We start from the raw sequence: 21,117 nt of genomic DNA, 5'->3' as shown, positions 1-21,117 counted from the left end.
GTCTGACTTATCTGAGCTAATTCACAAATCTGTCCCTGAAATGGGTCAAAAAGTCGGCGGCAGCGGCGGCGGGCAGCGGCGGCGCAAACAGGTACCCCTGGGCGCGATCGCAGTTCAACGCCTTGAGGTATTGCAGCTGGGCGTCTGTCTCTACGCCTTCGGCAATGATCTTTAAGCCCAAGCGCTTACTGAGGGTAATGATCGTTTTAACGATTTCGGCATTTTTGTCGCTGGATTCCATCTGCGTGACGAAGGAGCGATCGATCTTAAACGCGTTGACCGGCAGCTGGTGAAGGTAGCTGAGCGACGAGTAGCCCGTGCCAAAGTCGTCAATGCTGATGCGAATGCCTCGGCTCTGGAGCTTTTCTAGCACCTGGGCCATGGGTTGCAGCTGCTCGATCAGCATACTTTCTGTAATCTCTAAAATTAGGTGTCGCCCGTCGAGCCCAGTGTCGATCAGAATGCGATCGATGCTGCTCAGTAGATCGGGGTAAATCAAATCGGTAACCACCAGATTGGTGCTGATGGTCAAGTCGCCGTAGTCGGGAAATTGCTGTTGCCAGGCTACCAGCTGACGGCAGGCCGTCTGTAGCACCCAGCGGTCTAGGGGGGCAATCAAACCGGTTTCTTCCGCCAGGGGAATAAATTTATCGGGCGTGACAAACCCCCGAGTTGGGTGTTGCCAGCGCACCAGGGCTTCGAATCCACTGACGCAATGGCGTTGGATGTCGATGATGGGCTGGTAGTAGACCACCAGCTCTTCGTTGACCAGGGCGTTGCGCAGGTCGTGCTCTAGCTGCAAACGCTCCAGGGCATGGATATGCATGGCTTCATTAAACAGGGCATACTGATTTCTGCCCTGACCTTTGGCCTGGTACAGGGCAATATCGGCATCGCGGAGAATTTCGGCGGCGGTCTGGTAGGGCGTGAGCCCCACTACCAGGCCAATGCTGGTTTTGACAAATATTTCTCGTTCGCCAATCGCCAAAGGCTGCTGAAACATCTGCAAGATCTGCTGGGCGATCGCCGTCGGCGACTGGGCCTCGGTTACAGGCGGCAGCACCACGACAAATTCATCCCCGCCCAGACGGGCCGCTAGGCCTGCTGGGGGGAGCAGCGCTTCTAGCTGGCGGGCAATTTGCACCAACACCTGATCGCCGACGGCGTGGCCGAGGCTGTCGTTGATCACCTTGAAGTGGTCGAGGTCGAGATATAGCACGGCAAACCCGGCCTGCTCAGCATGGTGCCCCTGCACGATCATCTGGTCGAGGTGCTGGGTCAAAAAGTAGCGGTTGGGTAAGTCGGTTAGGCTGTCGTGCAGGCTGTTGTAGCGCAGCTGGTCTTCGCTCCGTTTTCGATCGCTGACATCGCGAAAAACCGCCAGTCCGCCGATCAATTGCTGGGCATCGTCTTTTAGGGGGCGACCCGAAACCTCTAGGTAGCGTCCCTCAGGGCAGTGCTGATGGCGCACAATAACTTCGGTGCGGTCAAAGGATTCTCCTTGTAGCGCCCGCCATAGCGGAATTTGATCGAGGGGGCAGGGCTGGTTGTCGGGCAAAAAGAGGCCCCAGTGGGTTTGCCAAACCGCCGGATCTGCATGGGGAAGCTGTTCAATTTGGGTGATCTGCTGGCCCGCTGGGTTATAGAGAATGATCTCACCGGCCTGGTTCGCCACCAGCACCCCATCGCCCATGCTGTTGAGGATGGTCTCCAGCAGGTTGGCCTGGTCACGCAGTTCGGTGGTGCGCTGGTGTACCACCGACTCCAGATCTTCGTTGAGCTGTTGCAGCGCGAGTTCGGCCTGTTTGCGACCGCTGACATCGGCGACGTATCCCACTATTTCGACCGGATTGCCCTGAGGATCGCGGATCAGTCTGAGTTCGTCGTGGACCCAGTAGTAGTGGCCGGTCTTGTGCCGCAGACGATATTCATGGGCGTAGGTGCCGAAGTTAAACAGCATCTCTAGCGCCGTCAAAACCTGCTCAGCGTCGTCTGGGTGCAGGCAGCGGACCCAAAACCCAGGTTGAGCCAGCCATTCGGCTGGGGTATAGCCCAAAATTCGCTCAACATTTTCGCTGATGTAGGTGCAGGAGAACTGGCCGGAAGGCTCACAGGTGTAAATGATCGCTGGGCTGGCCGACAGCAAAAACTGAAGGCGCTCCCGCAGCTGCTGCATTTCGCGCTCTGCCTGCTGGCGATCGCTAATGTCTCGAAAAATGCTCTGGGCCATGGGCTGGCTGTTGATTTCGATGATCGCAGCGGTAATTTCTACGGGCCGCCGCTGGCCATCTTTGCGGAGCACCTGGGTGAGCATGGGGGGAGAATGCTCGTGCGTGATGAGATCAGTAAAGTTAGCCCTATCTTGCTCCAGCAATTCGGGCGGATGCAGCTGGAAGACGTGCATGCCCAACAGTTCGTCGTAGCTATAGCCCAGCAGGGTCAGCGCTTTTTGGTTTACGTCCACCACCCTGCCGTCGCTGCTGGCCATGATAATGGCGTCACTGGCTCCATCCATCAGGCGGCGATACCGGGATTCACTCTCCCGCAGCGCCGCTTCGGCTCGTTTGCGATCGGTAATGTCAAAATTGACGCCAATGGCCCGAGTCACCTCTCCTGTGTCGTTACGCTCATAGAAGGCATAGGCCTTCAGATGGCGGATGTCTCCATTGGGGTGCACAACCCGAAATTCAGTATCGTAGAGGCATTCTCCCCTGACCGCCCGATCGGATACCGCCTGGGCCTGGGCTAGATCCTCGGGGTGAACCCGCTGCTCCCAGTCTGCGAGAGTACCCCTAAAGTCGGCGGAGGCAATGCCGTAGAGTTCGCACATGCGATCGTCCCACAGCAGCCGGTTTTGGGCCGTGCCGTACTCCCAAATGCCAAACCGGCCCGACTGCACAGCCAGGGTAAGACGCTGGGAGAGTTGTTCGAGCTGGGCTTCTTTTTGTTTGAGGTCGGTGATGTCGCGCAGAATGCCAGCGAAGGCTATGGGTTCGCCGGTTTGGGCATGGTTGATGGCAAAGGCGTTGTGTGTCATAGGCAGCGCCGCCCCGGTCTGAAAATGCCGCAGGTTAACTTCGCCCTGCCAGGTTCCACCTCGTCGTAGGGGCGGCAGTACCGTCTTTGCTAGCTTGGGCCAGTCGGCGGGGAAATGAAAGTCAGCCACGGTGTAGCGGGAGATATCCGTGGTTTCTGCCAAGCCCACCAGCTGCCGCCCGGCCCGGTTGAGGTAGGTGATCTGACCGGCTGGGGTGGCAGTGATGATAAAACTGGTGCTGTTTTCCACCAAGGCCACCAGCAGTTGCCGTTCGGCCAGAGACTGCTGAAGCTGGCCGTTGGTCTGCTGGAGTTCGGCGGTGCGGGCTTCGACCTGGCTTTCTAGGGTTTGGTTGAACTGCTGGAGAGCATCGGTGGCGGCCTGGCGATCGAGCTCGGCACTTACCCTAGCCGCAAACACTCGCAAGATGTTCGAAGCCCGTTGCAGATGCTCGATCGGCTTATCATCCAAAATGCACAGGCTCCCGATACTGTCGCCGGTTGAATTGGTCAGCCTGACGCCAATATAGGCTTCTGCCCCCAGCTCTTTTAGCAACCCATAGTCGGGGAACTGCTGCTGTAGGTTTTGGGAGCAGGCAAAAAAGCCTTCACGAATTGCTACACCGCAAGGGGTGTTGGCTAAACGGCCAGAAATTTTGGGCCGAATGTGGCCATCGGCCCAAAAGGCATGGGACGTGTAGGTTTCCCCCAGCTGTTTGGAGATGATGACATAGCGAATTTGCAAGGCCGTGGCCAGATAGGCCGCCAGAGCCGGGAAAAAGTCTTGCCCGGTGACAGCGGCAGCACCTTCAACCAAGTTCTGCAAGGCCATTTCGGCCTGTTTGCGAGCGGTAATATCTTCGACGACGGCAATAAAGCAGGGGTTTGATTGGCTGCCATCTTGCATGAGTGTGGCGCTCACGCTGCCCCAAACAACGGTTCTATCTTTGCGGATGTAGCGTTGCTCTAGGGTAAACGTCGAGAACTTTTGCATGAGCAGATGGCGATAACCCTTCAGAGAGGTGCCTAAATCGTCTGGGTAGGTCACCTCTTGAAAGGTGTGAGTTAACAATTCCTTCCTGGTGTAGCCTAAAAACCGGCAAAACTGCTGGTTTACTCGCAAAAACCGACCTTCCAAGGAAACCTGACAGATGCCAACTGTCGCCTGCTCAAAAATGGCCCTAAAGCGCGCTTCGCTTTCCCGCAGGGCTTCGTCGCTGCGCTGCTGCTCAATGGCCAGACTGGCCAGCTTAACGGCGGCGTTAATTAGATCCCAGTCTTGGGCACTGGGTGCGCGCGGGGTTTGGTAATACTGGGCAAAGGTGCCCAGCACTCGGCCGGTGCGGGAGACGATCGGCACTGACCAGCAGGCTCTTAACCCGTGGGGTAAGGCCAGATGTCGATAGTTTTCCCACAGGGGGTCGGTGGCAATGTCGGTCACAATGGCAGGTTTTTTGCGGTGGGCGGTGGTGCCGCAAGACCCTTCCTGGGGACCGATCGCCATGCCGTTGATGGCCTGCTGGTACTGGTCTGGCAAGCTGGGTGCAGCGCCATGCCAGAGCCGGTGATCATGCAGCAGTAGCACCGAGCCCACCATGCCCTCGGTTTGGGATTCTAAATTTTTTATCAGGCGGTCAAGCACCTCTGGTAGTGGCGTTCCCAGGGCGATCAGTTCAAGTATTTCTTGCTGTCTGGCCAGGAAACTGGGTGGGTGGGTGGGTTCTGCTTCAAGGCGTCTGCGATCGCTGATATCAACGCTGACGCCAGTAAACCCAAGCGGCAGGGCTTCAGGGGTGGCGTTGTGGGCTTTGGCCTCTCGGTTGACCAGGCAGTAGCGCCCCTCCGGATCTTGCATAAAAATCTGATTGGGCACCAGATTACTAGCGGTCTTGAGCAAATGATTTTCGCTGGCTAACGCCTGTAATTGCTGTTCCCGTTGGGCTGCATTTAAAATTCGCGTTAAGGCCAGGGGTAAGCGATGCTGGGCTACCGTGTCTTGCGTTAGGTAGTCCCATCCGTAGGGTGGCATCTCTGGGGCAAGGCTGTCTAGGGCGTTGCCGTTGGCTAAGACAACCCAGTAGGGGGTCTTTTCTCCCAGGGCTAGAGGGGCCACTGTAACTATTTTGGTTGCTGTCTCTAGGGGCAAAAAAACAACGTCGTAGGTGGCTAGGGCGTTGGCGGCGATCGCAGCTGGACTGGCTATTTGAATGGTGAGGGGTGAGGGCCAGTTTAAGGCCGCGATCGCCTGACTCAATGCCGCCCCATCCCAGCCAGCACTTTCTAAAAAAAGAATTTTCATCGCCAAAACAGCCCTAGGGTCTCTCTTATTTTTGATATATCAGCCTCTTGCTCTACAGGGTGCCTTTGTTGTACCCAAATTGACAGAGTTACTCCCAGCTGACGTTCATAGGTGACCTCTAAAAGCGCGTGCGATTCGCAAACTATCTTGATCTTAGAATCTTCCCTCAGTATTCCTATCTAGGAATGACGATAGGGGGTTCTCTTTACGGTTCTTTACGGCAATTGTCGGGGGCTGCTAGGTAATGTCTCAAATCGCTCTAAAACAGACTAGAACGCAAACATTCTCTGGCTAGGGTGGCCTTAGCTATTTATGAGAAGACTGCTATGGCTTCATCTGCTAGGTCAAATGCTCTGCCGAGAGAAATTCCACCCAGAGAGAGGTTGGAAGAGATCGCCCCACCCGCTGAGGCTAGCGCCCAACCGATGGCGACGGGCTACTTATTTCGCCTCGCCCGAGTGCTGGGCTATGGTCTACTGCTGATATCGTTCATTGATTTTCTCTATGTATTGATACCGGCGAAATTTATGGATCCGGTGTGGGAATACCAGTTTGTCGGGAACTTGATTAAGCTGGTGCCGATTCCCTTGCTGGCGTTGGCGTTGGTCTTTGCCGGGGATGGGGTTGAGCGGCAGGAGATTGAATGGCCCCTGCTCAAGTTTTTCTCTTGGCTGACCCTTATTTTGAGCATAATTTTGTTTTTCCTGATTCCCTTAACGGTGGCGAACACGCTGCGGATTCATCAATTTAATAATGAGCAGATTAGTACTCAGGTAAACCAGCAGCGTCAGCAGATTGAATCCAATCAGGTCGAGCTGCAACAGGCTACTCCTCAGCAGTTGCTAAACCTACTTTCCTCTCCCAATGCGGCCCTTAGTCCAGAAGATGCCCGTGCCCAAATTTTGAATAACCTCAACCAAGCTAAGGAACAGGCTGACACTAGGGCTGAACAAGCCCGTGCCAATGTGAAGCAAAATCTGATTAAAAACAGTCTGAAGCTGGTTTCAGAAAGCTTTTTGGGCAGCTTTTTGTTCCTCTATGCCTGGTTGATCAGCGGTTGGGCGAGACGGGGTAAGGGCACCTTGACAACCGCTGATCAACCTCAGCACAATCCGGCCACCGCTTTTGGCCGCCGCGTCAGCCGCATGCTGGGCCGCCGCCCCAAGCGCATGCAGCATCGAATTCGTTAATGGGCGATCGATGGTCTTTACCTTGGGCACGGGTGGGTGTTGCTTTAAAGACCCGGCAACAACGGGTTTGCCCCCTAGATGCCTTATGCCAAATCCTACTTGACTAACCCCCGATACCCCTGGGCAAACCGCCGTAAGGCCTCCGGCCAGGCTATGCCAACGCTCCTACAGGTTGACCGATTGGGTATACAGATAGGATTTGGCATTAAATGCTTTCTGCGTTGGTTACCTCGTTTGCTGGCATGCGCAATCCATTCTTTCCGACTGCGACTGTTTCTAGACTGCGTATTCTGCCGCTGGTTGGCCTGGGGCTGGTTGGCCTGCATCTGGCTCTAATTATGGCGGTGACGGGGAACGTAGATCAGGTGGTGCTCAGCCTGCTGTTTTGGGGGGCGATCGCAACTCAGGTGCAGCCGCAGTTATCGCTTGGCCAGCGGCGATCGCCTTCAGCCCAAATCTGGGGGGCAGGGTTGCTCGCGCTGCTCGGCCTGGTGGCAGGGCCACTTTACGGCACAGCCACGGCCTTTGTGCGCTTGTTTCCGCTGTTTGCCTTTGCCGGTTGGTCGCTGCTGGTGCGGGGGTGGCGGGGGTGGTGTGGGTGGCAGGTTTGGGCGTTGGTAGTGGCGCTGTCGGTGCCGCCTAGGACCTTGCCGCTGCTACTAGAAACGGTTGTGGGGATGCCCCTGCGGGTAACAACGGCAGCGATCGCGGCGTTTGGGCTCCACTGGTTAGGGTTTGAGGTGGTGCAGCAGGGCAGTTTTATTCAGTTGCCCGCAGGCACCGTAGATGTAGAGTTTGCCTGCACGGGGGCGGCACTTTTGGGCCTGTTGATGCAGATTTCGGTGTTGTTAGCCGCTATTACCCCTGGGCAGAGAGTGGGCCGGTTGATGGGCTTCTCCGTGGCGATCGCCGCCTTGCTCAGCGTTATTCGCGTGGCCATTATGACCGTATCGGTAGGCGATGATGCTGTGTTTCAGTTTTGGCACGGCTCAGGCGGGGGACAGATTTTCACTTTACTGGCCCTGGCGATTCTGAGCTATTTAGGTCTGGGGCGATCGCAGCAGAGCAATGATGGGTCTGATTAGTTACGGGGTGCAAGGTGCAAGGTCTGCCGCAAACCTGACACCCGACACCCGACCCCTAAAACCTTGCACCGCCCCCCTTAGGCTGACTTAGCGTAGAAATCGACCGCGTAGTTCTTCACTTGGTTCACCACCAGCCCAATCACGGGGACGCGGGCGACCTGCATGCGCTCTAGGGTGCGGTTGAGGGCATCGGCAATGTGGCGGCGACCGAGGGAGGTGACCAGCAGCACGCCATCGGTCTTGGCGGCTACTAGCCCAACATCGGCCAGCCCCATCAGCGGTGGCATGGTGTAGACCACCAGGTCAAAGTTTTTCTCCATCCGCGCCATCAGGTCTTTCATGCGGGCCGATGACAGCAATCGGGTGGGGTCGAAGGCCTCGGTGCCCGAGCTGATGGCAAACAGGTTGGCTTCCCACGATAGGCGCTGGGTGATGTCGTTGAGGGTAGCTTTACCGTTGATGTAGTCGCTTAGGCCCGGCTCTGACTCAATACCTAGCAATGAACTCAGACGAGTGCCGCCCCGGCGAAACTGACCATCCACCAGCAGCACTCTGCGCTCCATGGCAGCGGCGGCCTGGACTAGGTGGACGGCGACGGTAGTGGCCCCCTCACCGGGCAAGGCCGAGGTCACCACGAGCGATCGCGGCGAAAAGGTCTCTAGGTTGGCATGGAGTGCTCGAAAGGCTTCTAAAAACCCATAGCTGTCGTATTCCATCAGCCAGCGTTCGGCGGGGGAGTTAGCCTCGGGAGCGGTGGGCTGGTGACCATTGGCCGCATAGTTGTCGGGGGCCAGGGCTGAGGGGCTGGTGGTTTTGGCCTGCAGGACGTAGTCTTGCCAGTTATTTAGCTTGGGGCTGATCATGGTCTTCAGCTGGGTTTTTAAGACCTCCGCATCGGCGGATAGCGAGGTGGCGACAGGCCCAGCTCGAAGGTCTACCACGTGGGCTTCGGGGGCGGCGTCGATCAGTTCTGGATGCAGAGGAATCGCCCCCAGCACCGGGAGGGGCACTCGCCTTTTAATGTCTTCAAGGGTGTAGTAAGTATTGGCCAATTTTTCGATCAGGTAGCCCAGGGCCAACCCCAGAATTGCACCCATCAAAAAGCCAGTCACCAGGGATTTAGACGGACTGGTGCTCGGCGTGCGACGGGCATTGGTGGGAGGAGTAATTAACTCCCAGGGAATTTCATTTTGGGATGCTTGAATTTGCAGCACCTCTTTGGTTTCGCGAAAGCGGGTCATGCTGGTGGTGGCGAGCAGCAGTTCTCGCTGGAGTTCTTGATAGCTGCGCGTGACACTGGGCACCGCCTGAAGCTTTTGATTGAGAGCAGCTTGGCGGGCGGCCAACTCTGCATCTCGGTCAGAGATCACGGCCATGGCATCCATCACCTGGGCCACTTGGGCCTGAATCACCCGATCGGCCTCTTCAAACAGTAGGGGGGCCAGGTTGCTCTGCTGCCGCTGAATGAGCTGAATGGTCGGGCTGTTGGGGCCAAACCGGGCCGACTCAATGGCTAGCTGCTGGCGCAACACCTGGTACTCTTGGCGCAGAGTCTCGTAGGCCTCGGATTGGCGCAAGGCGGCTGAGACGCTGGCCTGGTCAAGCAGGGCATTGTATTGAGACTCTAGGGTGATAAATTCGTCCCGCAGCATCAGGCGGGTTTGGTCAATTTGAGCGGTCTGTTTAAACAGCTCGGTGGCAAAGTCATCGGGTTCTAAAAATTGGTAATTTTCCTGTAGATCTTGAATCTGTTGGTGCAGGCTGTTGACCCGGTTCTCGATCAGGGGCAGCCGCTCATCGATGAAGGCGATGCCCTGGAGCAACTGCGATCGCTGCGACTCCAAACTATATTTCAGGTAGCCCTGGGCAATCACCTCTAGCAGCGCCTTAACCTTTTCGGGGTTGTTGTTGCTGTATTTGACCTCCAGAATTTTGGTTTCTCCCAGGCGGTACACATTGAGCTGACCGATCACACTGTCATAGCTGACCTCAGGATAGCGATTCCCGGCCTCCGCCAGAATGGGAGTCAAAACTTCGGGGCTGAGCAGCACTTCAACCTGGGTGATGTAGTCTAGCTCTTGCGGCTTGGTGCCCTGTTGGCTGTCAGTGAGGCGGGCGAGATTGCGTTGCTCGCGCACGGGTTCTACCAGCAGGCGAAAGCTGCTCTGATAGACCGGCACCACCTGTGCGTTTTTGACCACAGAGAAGGCCCCGGCGGCCATCCCCAGCGCCAGCATCAGCCAGAACTTGCGGCGTATAACGCCTAGAACGATGCCTACGCTAGAGCCCGGATCGCCCCCCGCCGGTAGAGAGCGGGGCGGGGCCGTGGGGGTGTCTGAAGTAACGTCTAGATCGTGGGTCATGGTAGATGGGGGAGTTACCTGAGGATTGACTGGCTTAAAACAGGAGGAAAGGCAAAAACAAATTAAAGAGAGAAAAAACACCATTTAAGGGCTGCAGCACCGTGCCCATGGTGTCGCCCACTGAGGCAGACCAGTTTCTACCCACTAAAATCACGTCGCGATCTTGCAGCAGCGGGTTGGTTTCGTCATTGATGGCGTTGGCAAAATTTACCGGCAGCGATCGCTGGGTGACGGTGCCATCGGGGTTAAGCCGCAGCAGTTGTACCTCTGTCTGGCGCGATCGGCGGGTAAAGCTGCCCGCTAGCAGCAGCGCTTCAGAGACCGAGGTGTCTGGGGCCACTTCCATCACACCGGGGGAGGCAATTTCGCCGACGATATTGACCCGAATCGCCCCGCTCGAAAAACTAGACCGGGCTAGTTCACGGACCGTGGGAATCGGGACCGGCTCCGCCTGGGGCACCATAATAGTGTCCCCATCTCGCAGGGGAATATCTTGATTGCGGGCTCCCTGGGTGAGCAGGTCCCACAGGCTGACGGTGATAGTCGCTTCCTGGAGGTTGTCGGGGCTCACCCGCCGCACCTGAATGGCTCGCAGATCGGTTCGCTGGGTAATGCCGCCAGCAACATCTAGGGCCATAGCCACGGTGGGGAGTCGCCCCTTATCGGGCGGTAGAGAATAGGCACCGGGCCGACTAACTTCGCCAATCACCACGATGCGCAGCGGGCTGAGCTGAGACAGGGTGACGGTGATGCGCGGTTCCACCAAGATTTGGCTGGCGGCATAGCCTTCAGTAATGGCCTGCTCAACTTCGGTCAGAGTCTTGCCCCAGGTTTCCACGCGTCCGAGCACCGGTAGGTTTAGAGACCCATCGGGCATGACCTGGAAGGTGCCGCTGTAGTCGGGCACATTGGCAACGATCACATAAACAATGTCGCCCACGGTCAGGCGGTAGGCATCGAGGGGGTACACCGGCCCACTGGTCGGGTCGGGCTGAAAGGGCAGTGCCCTCTGGTCTAGGTTGGGGCGGCTGGGGTTGAGGGGTTGGCTTGGGGCCGTGGCGGCCCCCATGGTGGTGGCAAGGCTAGGGGTCGTGAAACCGCCACTGAGGCCGATCAGGGGAGCACAGCACAGCGCTAGGGCTAGCCTGGGCCGGAGCGGTGAGAAAGCTTGGAGAAGATGACACGTCATAGAGCAATTTAGAAGCTACATAGCAAGGCGATCGCACCCAGGGCATAGTTTGGGCCGAGGGCAAAAACTAGCGGGCTGGAGTTACGGGGCGTCGGCGAAGCAGAAACGGGCAATACATAATCAAGCTTTGACAACCCCCTCGGAATAATGGCCGGGCCTAGAAGCGGCGGTTAAGACCTTAAAAAGCTCCGCAGATTTGGCCTACTTCTCTCTTCTAAAAGAGAGACCGTAGATCCGCTTAAATCCCCTAATTTCCGTAGATTCGCGGAGACGATAGGTGGTAATTAAACGGGTTCTGAACGTGGACTCTAGCGCAAACGCGATCGCAATCATCCCCCCCTCACCGTAGGACTAGATTCCTCTCCTGGCCCCTTCCTATGCGTGACCCTGCTGCCGAACTTGTAATTGCCGCTGGCCGCACCCAGCGCCAGTACTGGCAAGACCTCTGGCGCTATCGAGAACTGTTTTATTTTTTGGCCTGGCGCGATATTTTAGTGCGCTATAAACAAACGGCCATTGGCATTATCTGGGCCTTAATTCGCCCGTTTTTGACCATGGTGGTGTTTACCGTGGTATTTGGCAAAATTGCCCAACTGCCCTCCGACGGCGTGCCCTATCCGATTTTGGTGTTTGCAGGCATGCTGCCCTGGCAATTTTTTGCCAACGCCCTATCGGAGAGCAGCAATAGTTTAATTTCTAATGCCAACTTAATTTCTAAAGTGTATTTTCCCCGCCTGGTAGTACCCACCAGCGCCGTAATTGTCAGCCTGGTCGATTTCTTTATCTCTGGCATTATTCTGCTGGGGCTAATGGTGGTCTACGACTTCGTGCCCAGCTGGCGGATTATTACCCTGCCCTTTTTCATCGCCATTGCCTTCGCCGCCGCCATGGGGGCCGGCCTGCTGCTGGCCACCCTCAACGTCAAATACCGCGACTTTCGTTATGTGGTTCCCTTCATTTTGCAGTTTGGCCTCTACATCTCCCCGGTCGGCTTTAGCAGCTCTGTGGTGCCCGAACAGTGGCGCTGGCTCTACTCCCTCAACCCGATGGTGGGCGTGATCGACGGCTTCCGCTGGGCCATCCTCGGCGACTCTGCCCTATACCTGCCCGGCTTTAGCCTGTCCGTCGGCTTTGTGCTGTTCCTGCTCTGGTATGGCATTCGCTACTTCCGCGCCTACGAACGGACGTTTGCGGATGTGATTTGAGGACAGTTCGGTGGAATTTCCTAAAGCAGACGAGTTGGCCCCATCCCCTCCTTGGAGGGGTGCCCGGAGGGCGGGGTGGGCCAGAAAGGATTTGCTAAGGGAGTTTTTGAATACAGAATCACCACTTTTTAGCCCAAAGAACCCACCCCTGCCCCTCCCAGGAGGGGATCCCACAACCCAAAGAACCCACCCCTGCCCCTCCCAGGAGGGGATCTCAAAACCCAAAGAACCCACCCCTGCCCCTCCCAGGAGGGGATCCAGAAACCCGAGACCTAAAACCGCCCACCCATCCACCCATCCACCCCTTCACCCCTTCACCCATCCACCCATCCACCCATCCACTCCCCATCCCCCCCCATGTCCTACCCTGTCATCCAAGTCGAAAATCTGAGTAAGCGCTATGTCCTGGGCCGTTCCCAGAGGGAAAAGTACCAGTCGCTGCGGGACACCCTTAGTCAGGGTGGTCGTCGGCTGAGGCAGCGATTTTCCCCGCGCCGTCGCCGCACCGCTGAGCCTGAGGAAGCCTTTTGGGCTTTGCAGGATGTGTCTTTTGAGATCAACCAGGGCGATCGCGTCGGCATTGTCGGGCGCAACGGGGCGGGCAAATCTACCCTGCTGAAGATTCTTAGCCGCATTACTGAACCGACGGCGGGGCAGATTCGCATGCGGGGCCGGGTGGCCAGTCTGCTAGAGGTGGGCACCGGCTTTCACCCAGAGCTGACCGGGCGGGAGAACATCTTTCTCAACGGGGCCATTCTGGGCATGGGCAAAGCCGAGATTCGCCGCAAGTTTGACGAGATTGTGGCCTTTGCCGAGGTGGAACGGTTTCTCGATACCCCCGTCAAGCGCTATTCCTCGGGTATGTACGTGCGGCTGGCCTTTGCGGTGGCGGCCCACCTGGAGCCCGAAATTTTGATTGTGGATGAGGTGCTGGCGGTGGGCGATGCCCAGTTCCAGAACAAGTGCCTGGGCAAGATGCAGGATGTGGCCCACAGCGGTCGCACAGTACTGTTTGTCAGCCACAACATGGCGGCGGTGCGGCAGTTGTGCACCTCAGCTCTCTACATGCAGCAGGGCGAACTGCTGCTGGCGGGCAGTGCCGAGCAGGTGGTGAGCCGCTACCTCAACGCCGCTCCGACGGAGAGCAGCCGTCTGGGGCAGGTGAGCCGCCACGGCATTTCGCTGGTGGAGATGGCCCTCCAGGATGCCGAGGGTGGACGCACCCAGGCCCCAGTGTTCGATCGCGACTATCGGCTGCGGCTGGTGTTTCGGGCTCAGCAACCGATGTCTGACGCCGCCGTGGTCGTCCGCATCTATGACGCCCTGGGCACCTTGATTTCCAGCATTTGCAGCCCCGAGGAGGGGATCGATCCCTTCCCGATTCAATCGATGGTGGAGGTCACCTTTAACCTGGACCGATTGCAACTGCTGCCCGGTCAGTATCGGGCCAGCGTCTTTATGTTTCGCGCCAACGACCCGGAGACCTACCTGGAAGCGGAGGACGTGTTCAGCTTTGAGGTGCATCCGGCCATTGTGCACGAGGCGATGTCGGCCTATCGCCCCGACCACGGCATTGTTCGCGTTTCTCAATCTGGCACCCTCGTCACCTACTAACTGCTATGAAAATTGCCTTTATCAGCTACGAATACCCCCCCGATACGGCCTTTGGGGGCATTGCCACCTACGTGCGCCAGGCCGCCAGTATGCTCAGCCAGCGGGGCCACCAGGTAGAAGTGTTTGCCGGTGGCCGCGAGTCTGATGGCCCGCTGACTACCCACACCACCCTGGAGGCGGGAGTGATGGTGCATCGGCTCCAGGGGGTAGACCGCAGCGGGTTTCCGGCGCGGGTGGGGCGGGTGTTTTGCGATCGCCACCGTGCCCTTCAGTTTGATGTGCTAGAAGGGCCAGACTGTGGGGCCGAGGCCGCCGTGGCCCTCCGCTACGTGCCCGACATGCCCTTTGTGCTGAAGCTGCACACCCCCCAGTACGTGCTGGAACTGCTGGGCAACCCGCTGCAAACCTGGCAGGCCAAAACCCGCATGACTCTAGGAGCCCTGCGCCGGGGGCAGTGGCCCAAGCGCCGCCCCCCCTACGACCCCGCCGCCGATCCAGAATGTCGCCACGCCCACGAGGCCGACGAAGTTGCGGCTCCCTCCCAGGCGATCGGCCAGCGAATTTTGACTGACTGGAAGCTGGATCCGGCCCTGGTGGCGTCGGTGCCCTATCCTTACCTGCCCAGCCCCGACCTGCTGGCCATTCCTCTCGATACCGATACCCAGGTGGTCACCTTTCTGGGCCGGTTGGAGCTGCGCAAGGGGGTGGTCGAACTGGGTAAAGCCATACCCGCCATTCGCCGCCGCCATCCCCAGGTGAAGTTTCGCTTTGTAGGGCCAGCCTGGAACTCGCCCCGCCCCGGCCTGAACATGCAGCAGTACCTGGAGCGCACCCTGCCGCGCCACCGTTCGGCCCTGGAGTTTACCGGCGGGGTTCCCCTCGATCGCATTCCCCACTACCTGGCCACCACCGACATCTGCGTCTTTCCCAGCCGCTGGGAGAGTTTTGGCCTGGTGTGTACCGAGGCGATGGCGGCGGGGCGAGGCATTGTGGCTAGCTCGGCAGGGGGCATGGCCGAACTGCTGGATCAGGGCCGGGTGGGCCGCCTGGTGCCACCCCGTCGCCCCGCTCCCCTGGCTCGGGCTGTAATCGACCTGCTCGATCATCCTCAGCAGCGCCAGGAGCTGGGCCGAGCCGCCCGCGATCGCGTTCTCAGCCACTACTCCCTGGAGCCGATCGGAGCACTTCAGGAGGCCAGCTACCGGCGAGCGATCGCCCGTCGGCAGGCCCTCGGTACGCGATCGGTAAGCGATCGCACTACTGCCGAGATGGCCTGGATGGATGCGATCGCAGACCCCACCCCGTCACCCTCACCCCAAGGACTCTAGGGCTACCGCCATGTCGCCTCAGCTCACCGTCATTCTTTGCACCCACAACCCCCGCCCCGACTACCTGCAACGGGTATTGGCGGCACTGCAAGGGCAAACCCTGGCCCTCAGCCAGTGGGAACTGGTCGTCATCGACAACGCCAGTACCGCACCCCTCGCCCCTCGCCTCGATTTAAGTTGGCATCCTCAAGGGCGAGTGGTGCCCGAACCCCACCTAGGCCTCACCCGTGCCCGCCAACGGGGGTTTCGGGAGGCCCAGGCCGAAATTTTGGTCTATGTCGATGACGACAACCTGCTCGCCGCCGATTACTTAGAGCAGGTACAGCAGGCCTTTAGCCAGCATCCCCAGTTGGGGGTGGCCGCTGGTAAGGCCCTGCCCGAGTTTGAAGCGGCTCCCCCCGCTTGGCTGCCAGAGTTTTACTCAATGCTGGCCCTGCGTGACTTTGGCGACACCACTACCCTGATCCCCGGCTGTAGCCCCTGCCAGCACTATCCCGACCAGGCCCCTGCGGGAGCGGGGATGGCGCTGCGGCGGGCCGCCTTTGCCGACTACTGGGCCAGCCTGGGGGATGACGCCGCGCGTCTGGCGCTGGGGCGCACAGGGCAAAACCTGGTGTCTGGGGAAGATAACGATATTGTGCTGACCTTGCTCAACCGGGGCTGGGATGGGGCCTATCTGCCGCAGCTTCAGCTCATCCACCTGATTGCGGCTAGACGGTTGCAACCCGACTACCTGGCCCGACTCAACTTTGCCGCCAGCCAATCCTGGGTACAGGTGCTCGATCTGCACGGCATTCGGCTGTGGCCCGCCATTGCCCCCTGGACAGTGCGCCTGCGACAGGCTAAGGCCTGGCTGCGGTTGCGCCCCTGGCAAAGTGCGGCGGCCTACGTGCGCTGGCGCGGCATCTGCGGCATTTTAGCCGGACAGGCCCGTTTGTCGTCCTCTCATACCAATCGTCCATGCCGCTGGCGTGGCATCCCGAAGGATGAAAATCGTAGGGTGCATTCGCGAAGCAATGCACCTTCTTAGGGTCATTTTTAGAGCAAATTTGATTTAGTAAACCCCGGTTGATAATCATGAACCCCGTAGGGGCGTAGCATGCTACGCCCCTACAGATCGAGGGTATTCATTCAGGATTCAGTATCAGTCTTAACTTTGGTAGCGCTATGACATCGTTGACTTCCCATGCCAATCACTGGGCCAAGCAGTTGGGCCTTGGGGTGGCGCTTTATCGCTTCTACCACCAACCGCGCCAGTTTGTGCAGCGCTGGCGCAGGGTGGGGCTTGGTACCCTGGCCGACCTAGCCCACGACCAGCGGCAGATGGAGCGGGCCGCCGCCGCCCTGCCGCCCCTGGCCCCCCGGTCGGGGCCACCGCTAGAGGTCTACTACCTCAGCGGACGCAAGTTCTGGTACCAGACCGTGTTTTGCTTCTATTCGCTGGCTATTCAGACCGATCTCAACGTGCAGCTCGTGGTGGTAGACGATGGTACCCTGTCCCGCCGCTATCAGAACCTGATTCGGCGCAGCTGTCCTGGGGTGCGATTTGTGCTGGCGGCGGAAATTCAGGCTCGCCTGGATACCGTGCTGCCAGCGGACCGCTATCCGACCCTGCGATCGCGCCGCCAAGAATACCCCAACCTGCGCAAACTCACCGATATCCACGCCGGTACCACCGGCTGGAAGCTGGTGCTCGACTCCGACATGCTCTTTTTTCGTCCGCCCACGGCCCTGCTGAACTGGCTGCAAAATCCTCAAACCCCTTGCCACATGGTGGATGTGGAGACCGCCTATGGGTATCCCTCCGAGCTAATGCAGCAGCTGGCTGGAGTGCCCATCCCAGAGCGTATCAATGTTGGCATTACGGGGCTACAGAGTGAATCCCTCGACTGGGACGAGCTGGAGCACTGGTGCCGCACCCAGATCGAGCAGGTGGGTTCCCACTACTACCAGGAGCAGGGGTTGATCGCCATGGTGATGGCCCAATCGGACTGCTGCGTGATGCCCGCTGAAGACTATGTGGTTATGCCCAGCGAGGCCGAGGCGATCGCCCCCCAGGCGGCTCTGCACCACTATGTCGCCGACTCAAAACCCTGGTACTTCCGCTATGGTTGGCAGCACATCCTGGAGGGATGCACTGCATCATCAGAGACTCTCCCAAGCCTTGACCGGGGATGATTTCAGAAGGGTCTGGCTGTTAAACCCGCCTCAGCACTGGGTACATTAAGCCTGCTGAATTCTAGACCCAGACTAGACTCCCGATGCTGAAGGTCGCTGTTGGACATAGTCATGATCCCGATTCCCTAGAAGCTATCAATGAAGTATTAGCCCAGTGTTCTGCTGACTTAGGCGAGTATCAACCGCAGGCTGGGCTGCTGTTTGCCGCCCTTGAGTTTGACCACAAGCTAATCCTGCGACAGATTGATCAGCGGTTTCCTGGGCTAGAGCTGATTGGGGGCACCACCGATGGCGAACTCTCGTCGGTGCTGCAATTTCAGCAAGATTCCCTCACGCTGATGTTGTTTAGCTCCGACGACATTGAGATGTGCGCGGGGGTAGGGCGACAGATCTCAGCCGATCCGGTGGCGATCGCCCACCAGGCCGTCATCGATGCCCAGCACCACCTCACCCAGCCCGTGCAACTGTGCATTGCCCTGCCCGAAAGCCTTACCACGAGCACCGTAGCCATTCTCCAGGGGCTGGAGTCAGCCCTCGGAGCGGTGCCCATCTTTGGCGGTGCCACCGCTGACCAGTGGCAATATCGACAGACCTACCAGTTCTACAAAACGGAGGTGCTCAGCGATGCGGTGCCCTTCCTGCTGTGGGCAGGCAATCTGGTCTTCTCCCATGGGGTGGCGGGGGGGTGGCACCCGATCGGCAAACCGAGCCAGGTGACCAAAGTCGATAGAAACGTTATTTACGAAATTGACCACCAGCCGGCCCTAACGTTCTACCACTACTATCTGAACGACTCGGAGCCCGATGCGATCTACCCCCTTGCGGTCTTTCCCCCCGGTGAGACCCGATATTTTTTGCGCGGAGCCGTGGGCTACGACGCGGGTTCAGGCAGCATCACTGTCTCGGGCGATGTCCCCGAAAACTCGACGGTACAAATTACCGATGCCTCCCTCGATGACGTAGTAGCCGCATCGCAAACGGCTTTTGTTGACGCCCTCAGCCACTACCCTGGGGGGCAGCCCGACGCTGCTCTGTTCTTTTCCTGCGCGTGGCGGCGGCAAATTTTAGGTACGCGAGCCCCTGAGGAATACCAAGCAATTCACCAATCGCTTAAGCCGGCGATCTCAAGCTGTGGGTTTTACACCTACGGTGAAATTGCCCCCTTCCAGCATCAGGGCAAAACCTTCTTTCACAACACAACGTTTGTCGCGCTGCTGCTGGGCAGTCGGTCATGAGCCGCACCCCTGACGATTACGACCTTGAGATCAAGCAGCTCGCTAAAGAACTGCGCATCTTAAAAAAGCAGCTAGAGCGCTCCGAAAAAGACCGCATTCGCCTGGAGAATACCAACCGCACCAAAGAATCGCTGCTGAAACGCGTGATCTGTGAATTGCAAGAATCCCAAAGCATTCTGGAGCGCAAAAGTACGGATCTTGAGCAGGCGGTAACCAAACTGACGGCCATGCAAACGGAGCTGGTCGAGGCCGAAAAAATGGCGGCTCTGGGCGGTCTGGTGGCTGGAGTGGCCCATGAGATCAACACGCCAGTGGGCGTCAGCATTACCATGGCTTCGACGCTGATGGATGAGACCCAAAAGCTCATGCAGGCTGTAGCGGCTGGCCCTCTGAGGCGATCGCTCCTAGACCATTATTTATTAATCGCCGAAGAGAGCACCAGCCTAATTTTGAATAACCTCAATCGGGCTGGAGAACTGGTGCAAAGCTTCAAGCAGGTGGCCGTAGATCAAACGATCGCAGAAAAACGTCGATTTGCCGTCAAACCCTACTTAGAGGAAGTTGTCACTAGCCTTTCTCCCCAGATCAAACACACCGGCCACAGCCTAACGGTGACCGGTGATAACAGCGTTGTTTTAAGCAGTTACCCCGGTGCCCTGGCCCAGGTTGCCACCAATTTGGTGACCAATTCTCTCACCCATGCCTATCCCTGTGAGGCAAGGGGGCACCTCCGGTTTGATGTCAGTCAGCACCAGGACCAGGTCGTGGTGAATTATTCCGACGATGGCTGTGGTATTCCAGAGGCGATCATCGGCAAAATTTTTGATCCGTTTTTTACCACTGCCCGCGACAAGGGTGGCAGTGGTTTAGGGCTCCATATTGCCTACAACTTAGTGATGCAACGATTGCAGGGGCAAATTGAGATCCGCAGCGTAGAGGGGCAGGGGACTGAATTTACCCTGTTGCTTCCCATTTCCGTCCATTCCCAGTCCCAGGTATAATGGCTTTCTATTTCCCAAAATATCCACCCTGATTAAGTTGTCCAATCACCGGAACAATGGCCCTACTCAGACCCTTACCCGTACCAGACAACTTTCCAAATAGGCAGCAGGAGCGGCCTCTAATTTTCAATTAAGATCGTCCTCTACCAGTTCCTGAAAATTGAACTCAGTCAATCGTCGTGCTACGGATAAATTGATCAGCGGAGATGATCTCGTCGAGTTTGCCGAGGAGGAAGACGGCGATCGCCCCGTTGGGTCTGAAGCTGCCATCTCCCCCCAGTCAACGCCTTCAGAGGGCTGGAAGATCGCCATTATCGACGATGAACCAGATGTTCACCGTGCCACCCAGCTAGCGCTACAAAACTTTCAGTTTGAGGGCAAGTCACTACTTTTTTTCTCTGCCTATTCGGGAGAGGAAGGCAAGCATTTAATTACCTCCATTCACCCCGATACCGCATTAGTTTTTCTCGATGTGGTGATGGAAACCCACGATGCGGGGCTAAGAATGGTTCAATACATTCGCAATGAACTGAAAAACCAAAAAATCCGGATCATTCTTCGCACCGGCCATCCCGGCGAGGCCCCAGAAGAATCGGTCATTTTAGACTACGACATTAACGACTATAAGCTTAAAGTTGAGCTGACCCGCCAAAAGCTGCTGACGACGGCGATCGCTGCCCTGCGGGCCTATCGCGACATTATTACCATTGAGCAGCAGCGGATAGAACTCAATGAAACCCTAGAGCAACTTAAACAGAGCCAGCAGTCACTGCAAGAGTATATGCATACCCTGGAGGTGATGGTGGCCGATCGCACCGCCGCCCTGTCAGAGGCCAACCAGCAGCTGCAACGCCTGGCCACCTTAGATGGCCTCACCCTGGTGGCGAATCGCCATCGCTTTGATGAGTACTGGCAAGAGCAGTGGCCGATCCTGACCCAGCAGCAGCAGCCTCTGGCGCTGATTTTGATGGATGTGGACTATTTCAAACAGTACAACGACCACTACGGCCACCTGGCGGGAGATGACTGTTTAAAGCAGCTGGCGCGCTGTCTCGAAACCACCATCAAACGACCGACTGATTTGATCGCCCGCTACGGCGGAGAAGAGTTTGTGATCATGCTGCCCCACACTACCCTGGCGGGGGCGGCCCGCCTGGCCCAGCGCATTCTAGACGCTGTTTATCGGCTCAACATACCCCACGCCCAGTCTGCCATCAGCGATCGCATCACCGTTAGCCTGGGGGTCGCCTGTCTGGTGCCCCAGGTCGATATGGCGATTGCCACCCTCATTACCAGCGCTGACAAAATGCTATATCAGGCCAAGGCAGAAGGGCGCAACCGCTACTGTGTCTCCCAGCCCATTCCGCCCGTTAGTACTCAGGCGTAAGGAATAA

General features: G+C 57.8%; 13 protein-coding genes. 10 read left to right on the top strand and 3 right to left on the bottom strand.

What is annotated here, in order from left to right:
• Positions 1 to 16: 16 nt before the first annotated feature.
• A complete protein-coding gene (locus RRF56_RS12090) occupies positions 17 to 5,335 on the bottom strand; it encodes a PAS domain S-box protein (RefSeq protein WP_317037895.1) in 5,319 nt (1,772 codons plus the stop codon).
• Between the two features lie 326 nt (positions 5,336 to 5,661).
• On the opposite strand from RRF56_RS12090, the gene RRF56_RS12085 reads away from it, so the two are divergent.
• Both RRF56_RS12085 and RRF56_RS12080 read left to right on the top strand, forming a co-directional pair.
• On the top strand, positions 5,662 to 6,525 hold the full coding sequence (locus tag RRF56_RS12085) for an HpsJ family protein (RefSeq protein ID WP_317037894.1): 864 nt from the start codon (positions 5,662 to 5,664) through the stop codon (positions 6,523 to 6,525).
• Positions 6,526 to 6,746: 221 nt separating this feature from the next.
• Positions 6,747 to 7,610 (top strand): exosortase/archaeosortase family protein, encoded by an 864-nt coding sequence (locus RRF56_RS12080; protein WP_317037893.1) that lies wholly within the window; start codon positions 6,747 to 6,749, stop codon positions 7,608 to 7,610.
• Positions 7,611 to 7,687: 77 nt separating this feature from the next.
• Here the strand turns inward: RRF56_RS12080 and RRF56_RS12075 are convergent, their stop codons facing one another.
• Together RRF56_RS12075 and RRF56_RS12070 are read right to left on the bottom strand one after the other, a co-directional pair.
• The gene (locus tag RRF56_RS12075; RefSeq protein ID WP_317037892.1) at positions 7,688 to 9,973 is read right to left on the bottom strand and encodes a hypothetical protein; all 2,286 of its coding nucleotides are present in this window, start codon (positions 9,971 to 9,973) and stop codon (positions 7,688 to 7,690) included.
• Positions 9,974 to 10,007: 34 nt separating this feature from the next.
• The gene (locus tag RRF56_RS12070; RefSeq protein WP_317037891.1) at positions 10,008 to 11,162 is read right to left on the bottom strand and encodes an SLBB domain-containing protein; all 1,155 of its coding nucleotides are present in this window, start codon (positions 11,160 to 11,162) and stop codon (positions 10,008 to 10,010) included.
• A 377-nt stretch (positions 11,163 to 11,539) separates the two neighbouring features.
• On the opposite strand from RRF56_RS12070, the gene RRF56_RS12065 reads away from it, so the two are divergent.
• The 8 genes from RRF56_RS12065 (at position 11,540) to RRF56_RS12030 (ending at position 21,110) form a co-directional block, all read left to right on the top strand.
• Positions 11,540 to 12,367 (top strand): ABC transporter permease, encoded by an 828-nt coding sequence (locus RRF56_RS12065; RefSeq protein ID WP_317037890.1) that lies wholly within the window; start codon positions 11,540 to 11,542, stop codon positions 12,365 to 12,367.
• A gap of 357 nt (positions 12,368 to 12,724) precedes the next feature.
• Positions 12,725 to 13,981, top strand: a complete 1,257-nt coding sequence (locus RRF56_RS12060) for an ABC transporter ATP-binding protein (protein WP_317037889.1) — start codon at positions 12,725 to 12,727, stop codon at positions 13,979 to 13,981.
• A gap of 5 nt (positions 13,982 to 13,986) precedes the next feature.
• On the top strand, positions 13,987 to 15,309 hold the full coding sequence (locus RRF56_RS12055) for a glycosyltransferase family 4 protein (RefSeq protein WP_317037888.1): 1,323 nt from the start codon (positions 13,987 to 13,989) through the stop codon (positions 15,307 to 15,309).
• Between the two features lie 10 nt (positions 15,310 to 15,319).
• The gene (locus tag RRF56_RS12050) at positions 15,320 to 16,339 is read left to right on the top strand and encodes a glycosyltransferase (protein WP_317037887.1); all 1,020 of its coding nucleotides are present in this window, start codon (positions 15,320 to 15,322) and stop codon (positions 16,337 to 16,339) included.
• Between the two features lie 137 nt (positions 16,340 to 16,476).
• Positions 16,477 to 17,487 carry a glycosyl transferase gene (locus RRF56_RS12045; protein ID WP_317037886.1) on the top strand — a complete coding sequence of 337 codons (1,011 nt, stop codon included), beginning with the start codon at positions 16,477 to 16,479 and terminating at the stop codon, positions 17,485 to 17,487.
• An 83-nt stretch (positions 17,488 to 17,570) separates the two neighbouring features.
• Entirely contained in the window at positions 17,571 to 18,722 is a 1,152-nt protein-coding gene (locus RRF56_RS12040) for an FIST signal transduction protein (RefSeq protein ID WP_317037885.1), read from the top strand.
• A complete protein-coding gene (locus RRF56_RS12035; protein ID WP_317037884.1) occupies positions 18,719 to 19,723 on the top strand; it encodes an ATP-binding protein in 1,005 nt (334 codons plus the stop codon). Before RRF56_RS12040 ends, RRF56_RS12035 begins: the two co-directional genes overlap by 4 nt.
• A gap of 160 nt (positions 19,724 to 19,883) precedes the next feature.
• Entirely contained in the window at positions 19,884 to 21,110 is a 1,227-nt protein-coding gene (locus RRF56_RS12030; RefSeq protein ID WP_317037883.1) for a diguanylate cyclase, read from the top strand.
• Positions 21,111 to 21,117: the final 7 nt, after the last annotated feature.

Source organism: Nodosilinea sp. E11 (genome assembly GCF_032813545.1).
GTDB lineage: Bacteria > Cyanobacteriota > Cyanobacteriia > Phormidesmidales > Phormidesmidaceae > Nodosilinea.
The sequence above is the reverse complement of the archived record's forward strand: the minus strand, read 5'-3'. Positions and strand labels throughout refer to the sequence as shown.

Excerpts from the sequence above, each read along its gene's own strand:
- RRF56_RS12090 (WP_317037895.1), bottom strand. The coding sequence starts at position 5,335 with ATGAAAATTCTTTTTTTAGAAAGTGCTGGCTGGGATGGGGCGGCATTG.
- RRF56_RS12085 (WP_317037894.1), top strand. The coding sequence starts at position 5,662 with ATGGCTTCATCTGCTAGGTCAAATGCTCTGCCGAGAGAAATTCCACCC.
- RRF56_RS12075 (WP_317037892.1), bottom strand. The coding sequence starts at position 9,973 with ATGACCCACGATCTAGACGTTACTTCAGACACCCCCACGGCCCCGCCC.
- RRF56_RS12070 (WP_317037891.1), bottom strand. The coding sequence starts at position 11,162 with ATGACGTGTCATCTTCTCCAAGCTTTCTCACCGCTCCGGCCCAGGCTA.
- RRF56_RS12065 (WP_317037890.1), top strand. The coding sequence starts at position 11,540 with ATGCGTGACCCTGCTGCCGAACTTGTAATTGCCGCTGGCCGCACCCAG.
- RRF56_RS12060 (WP_317037889.1), top strand. The coding sequence starts at position 12,725 with ATGTCCTACCCTGTCATCCAAGTCGAAAATCTGAGTAAGCGCTATGTC.
- RRF56_RS12055 (WP_317037888.1), top strand. The coding sequence starts at position 13,987 with ATGAAAATTGCCTTTATCAGCTACGAATACCCCCCCGATACGGCCTTT.
- RRF56_RS12050 (WP_317037887.1), top strand. The coding sequence starts at position 15,320 with ATGTCGCCTCAGCTCACCGTCATTCTTTGCACCCACAACCCCCGCCCC.
- RRF56_RS12045 (WP_317037886.1), top strand. The coding sequence starts at position 16,477 with ATGACATCGTTGACTTCCCATGCCAATCACTGGGCCAAGCAGTTGGGC.
- RRF56_RS12040 (WP_317037885.1), top strand. The coding sequence starts at position 17,571 with ATGCTGAAGGTCGCTGTTGGACATAGTCATGATCCCGATTCCCTAGAA.
- RRF56_RS12035 (WP_317037884.1), top strand. The coding sequence starts at position 18,719 with ATGAGCCGCACCCCTGACGATTACGACCTTGAGATCAAGCAGCTCGCT.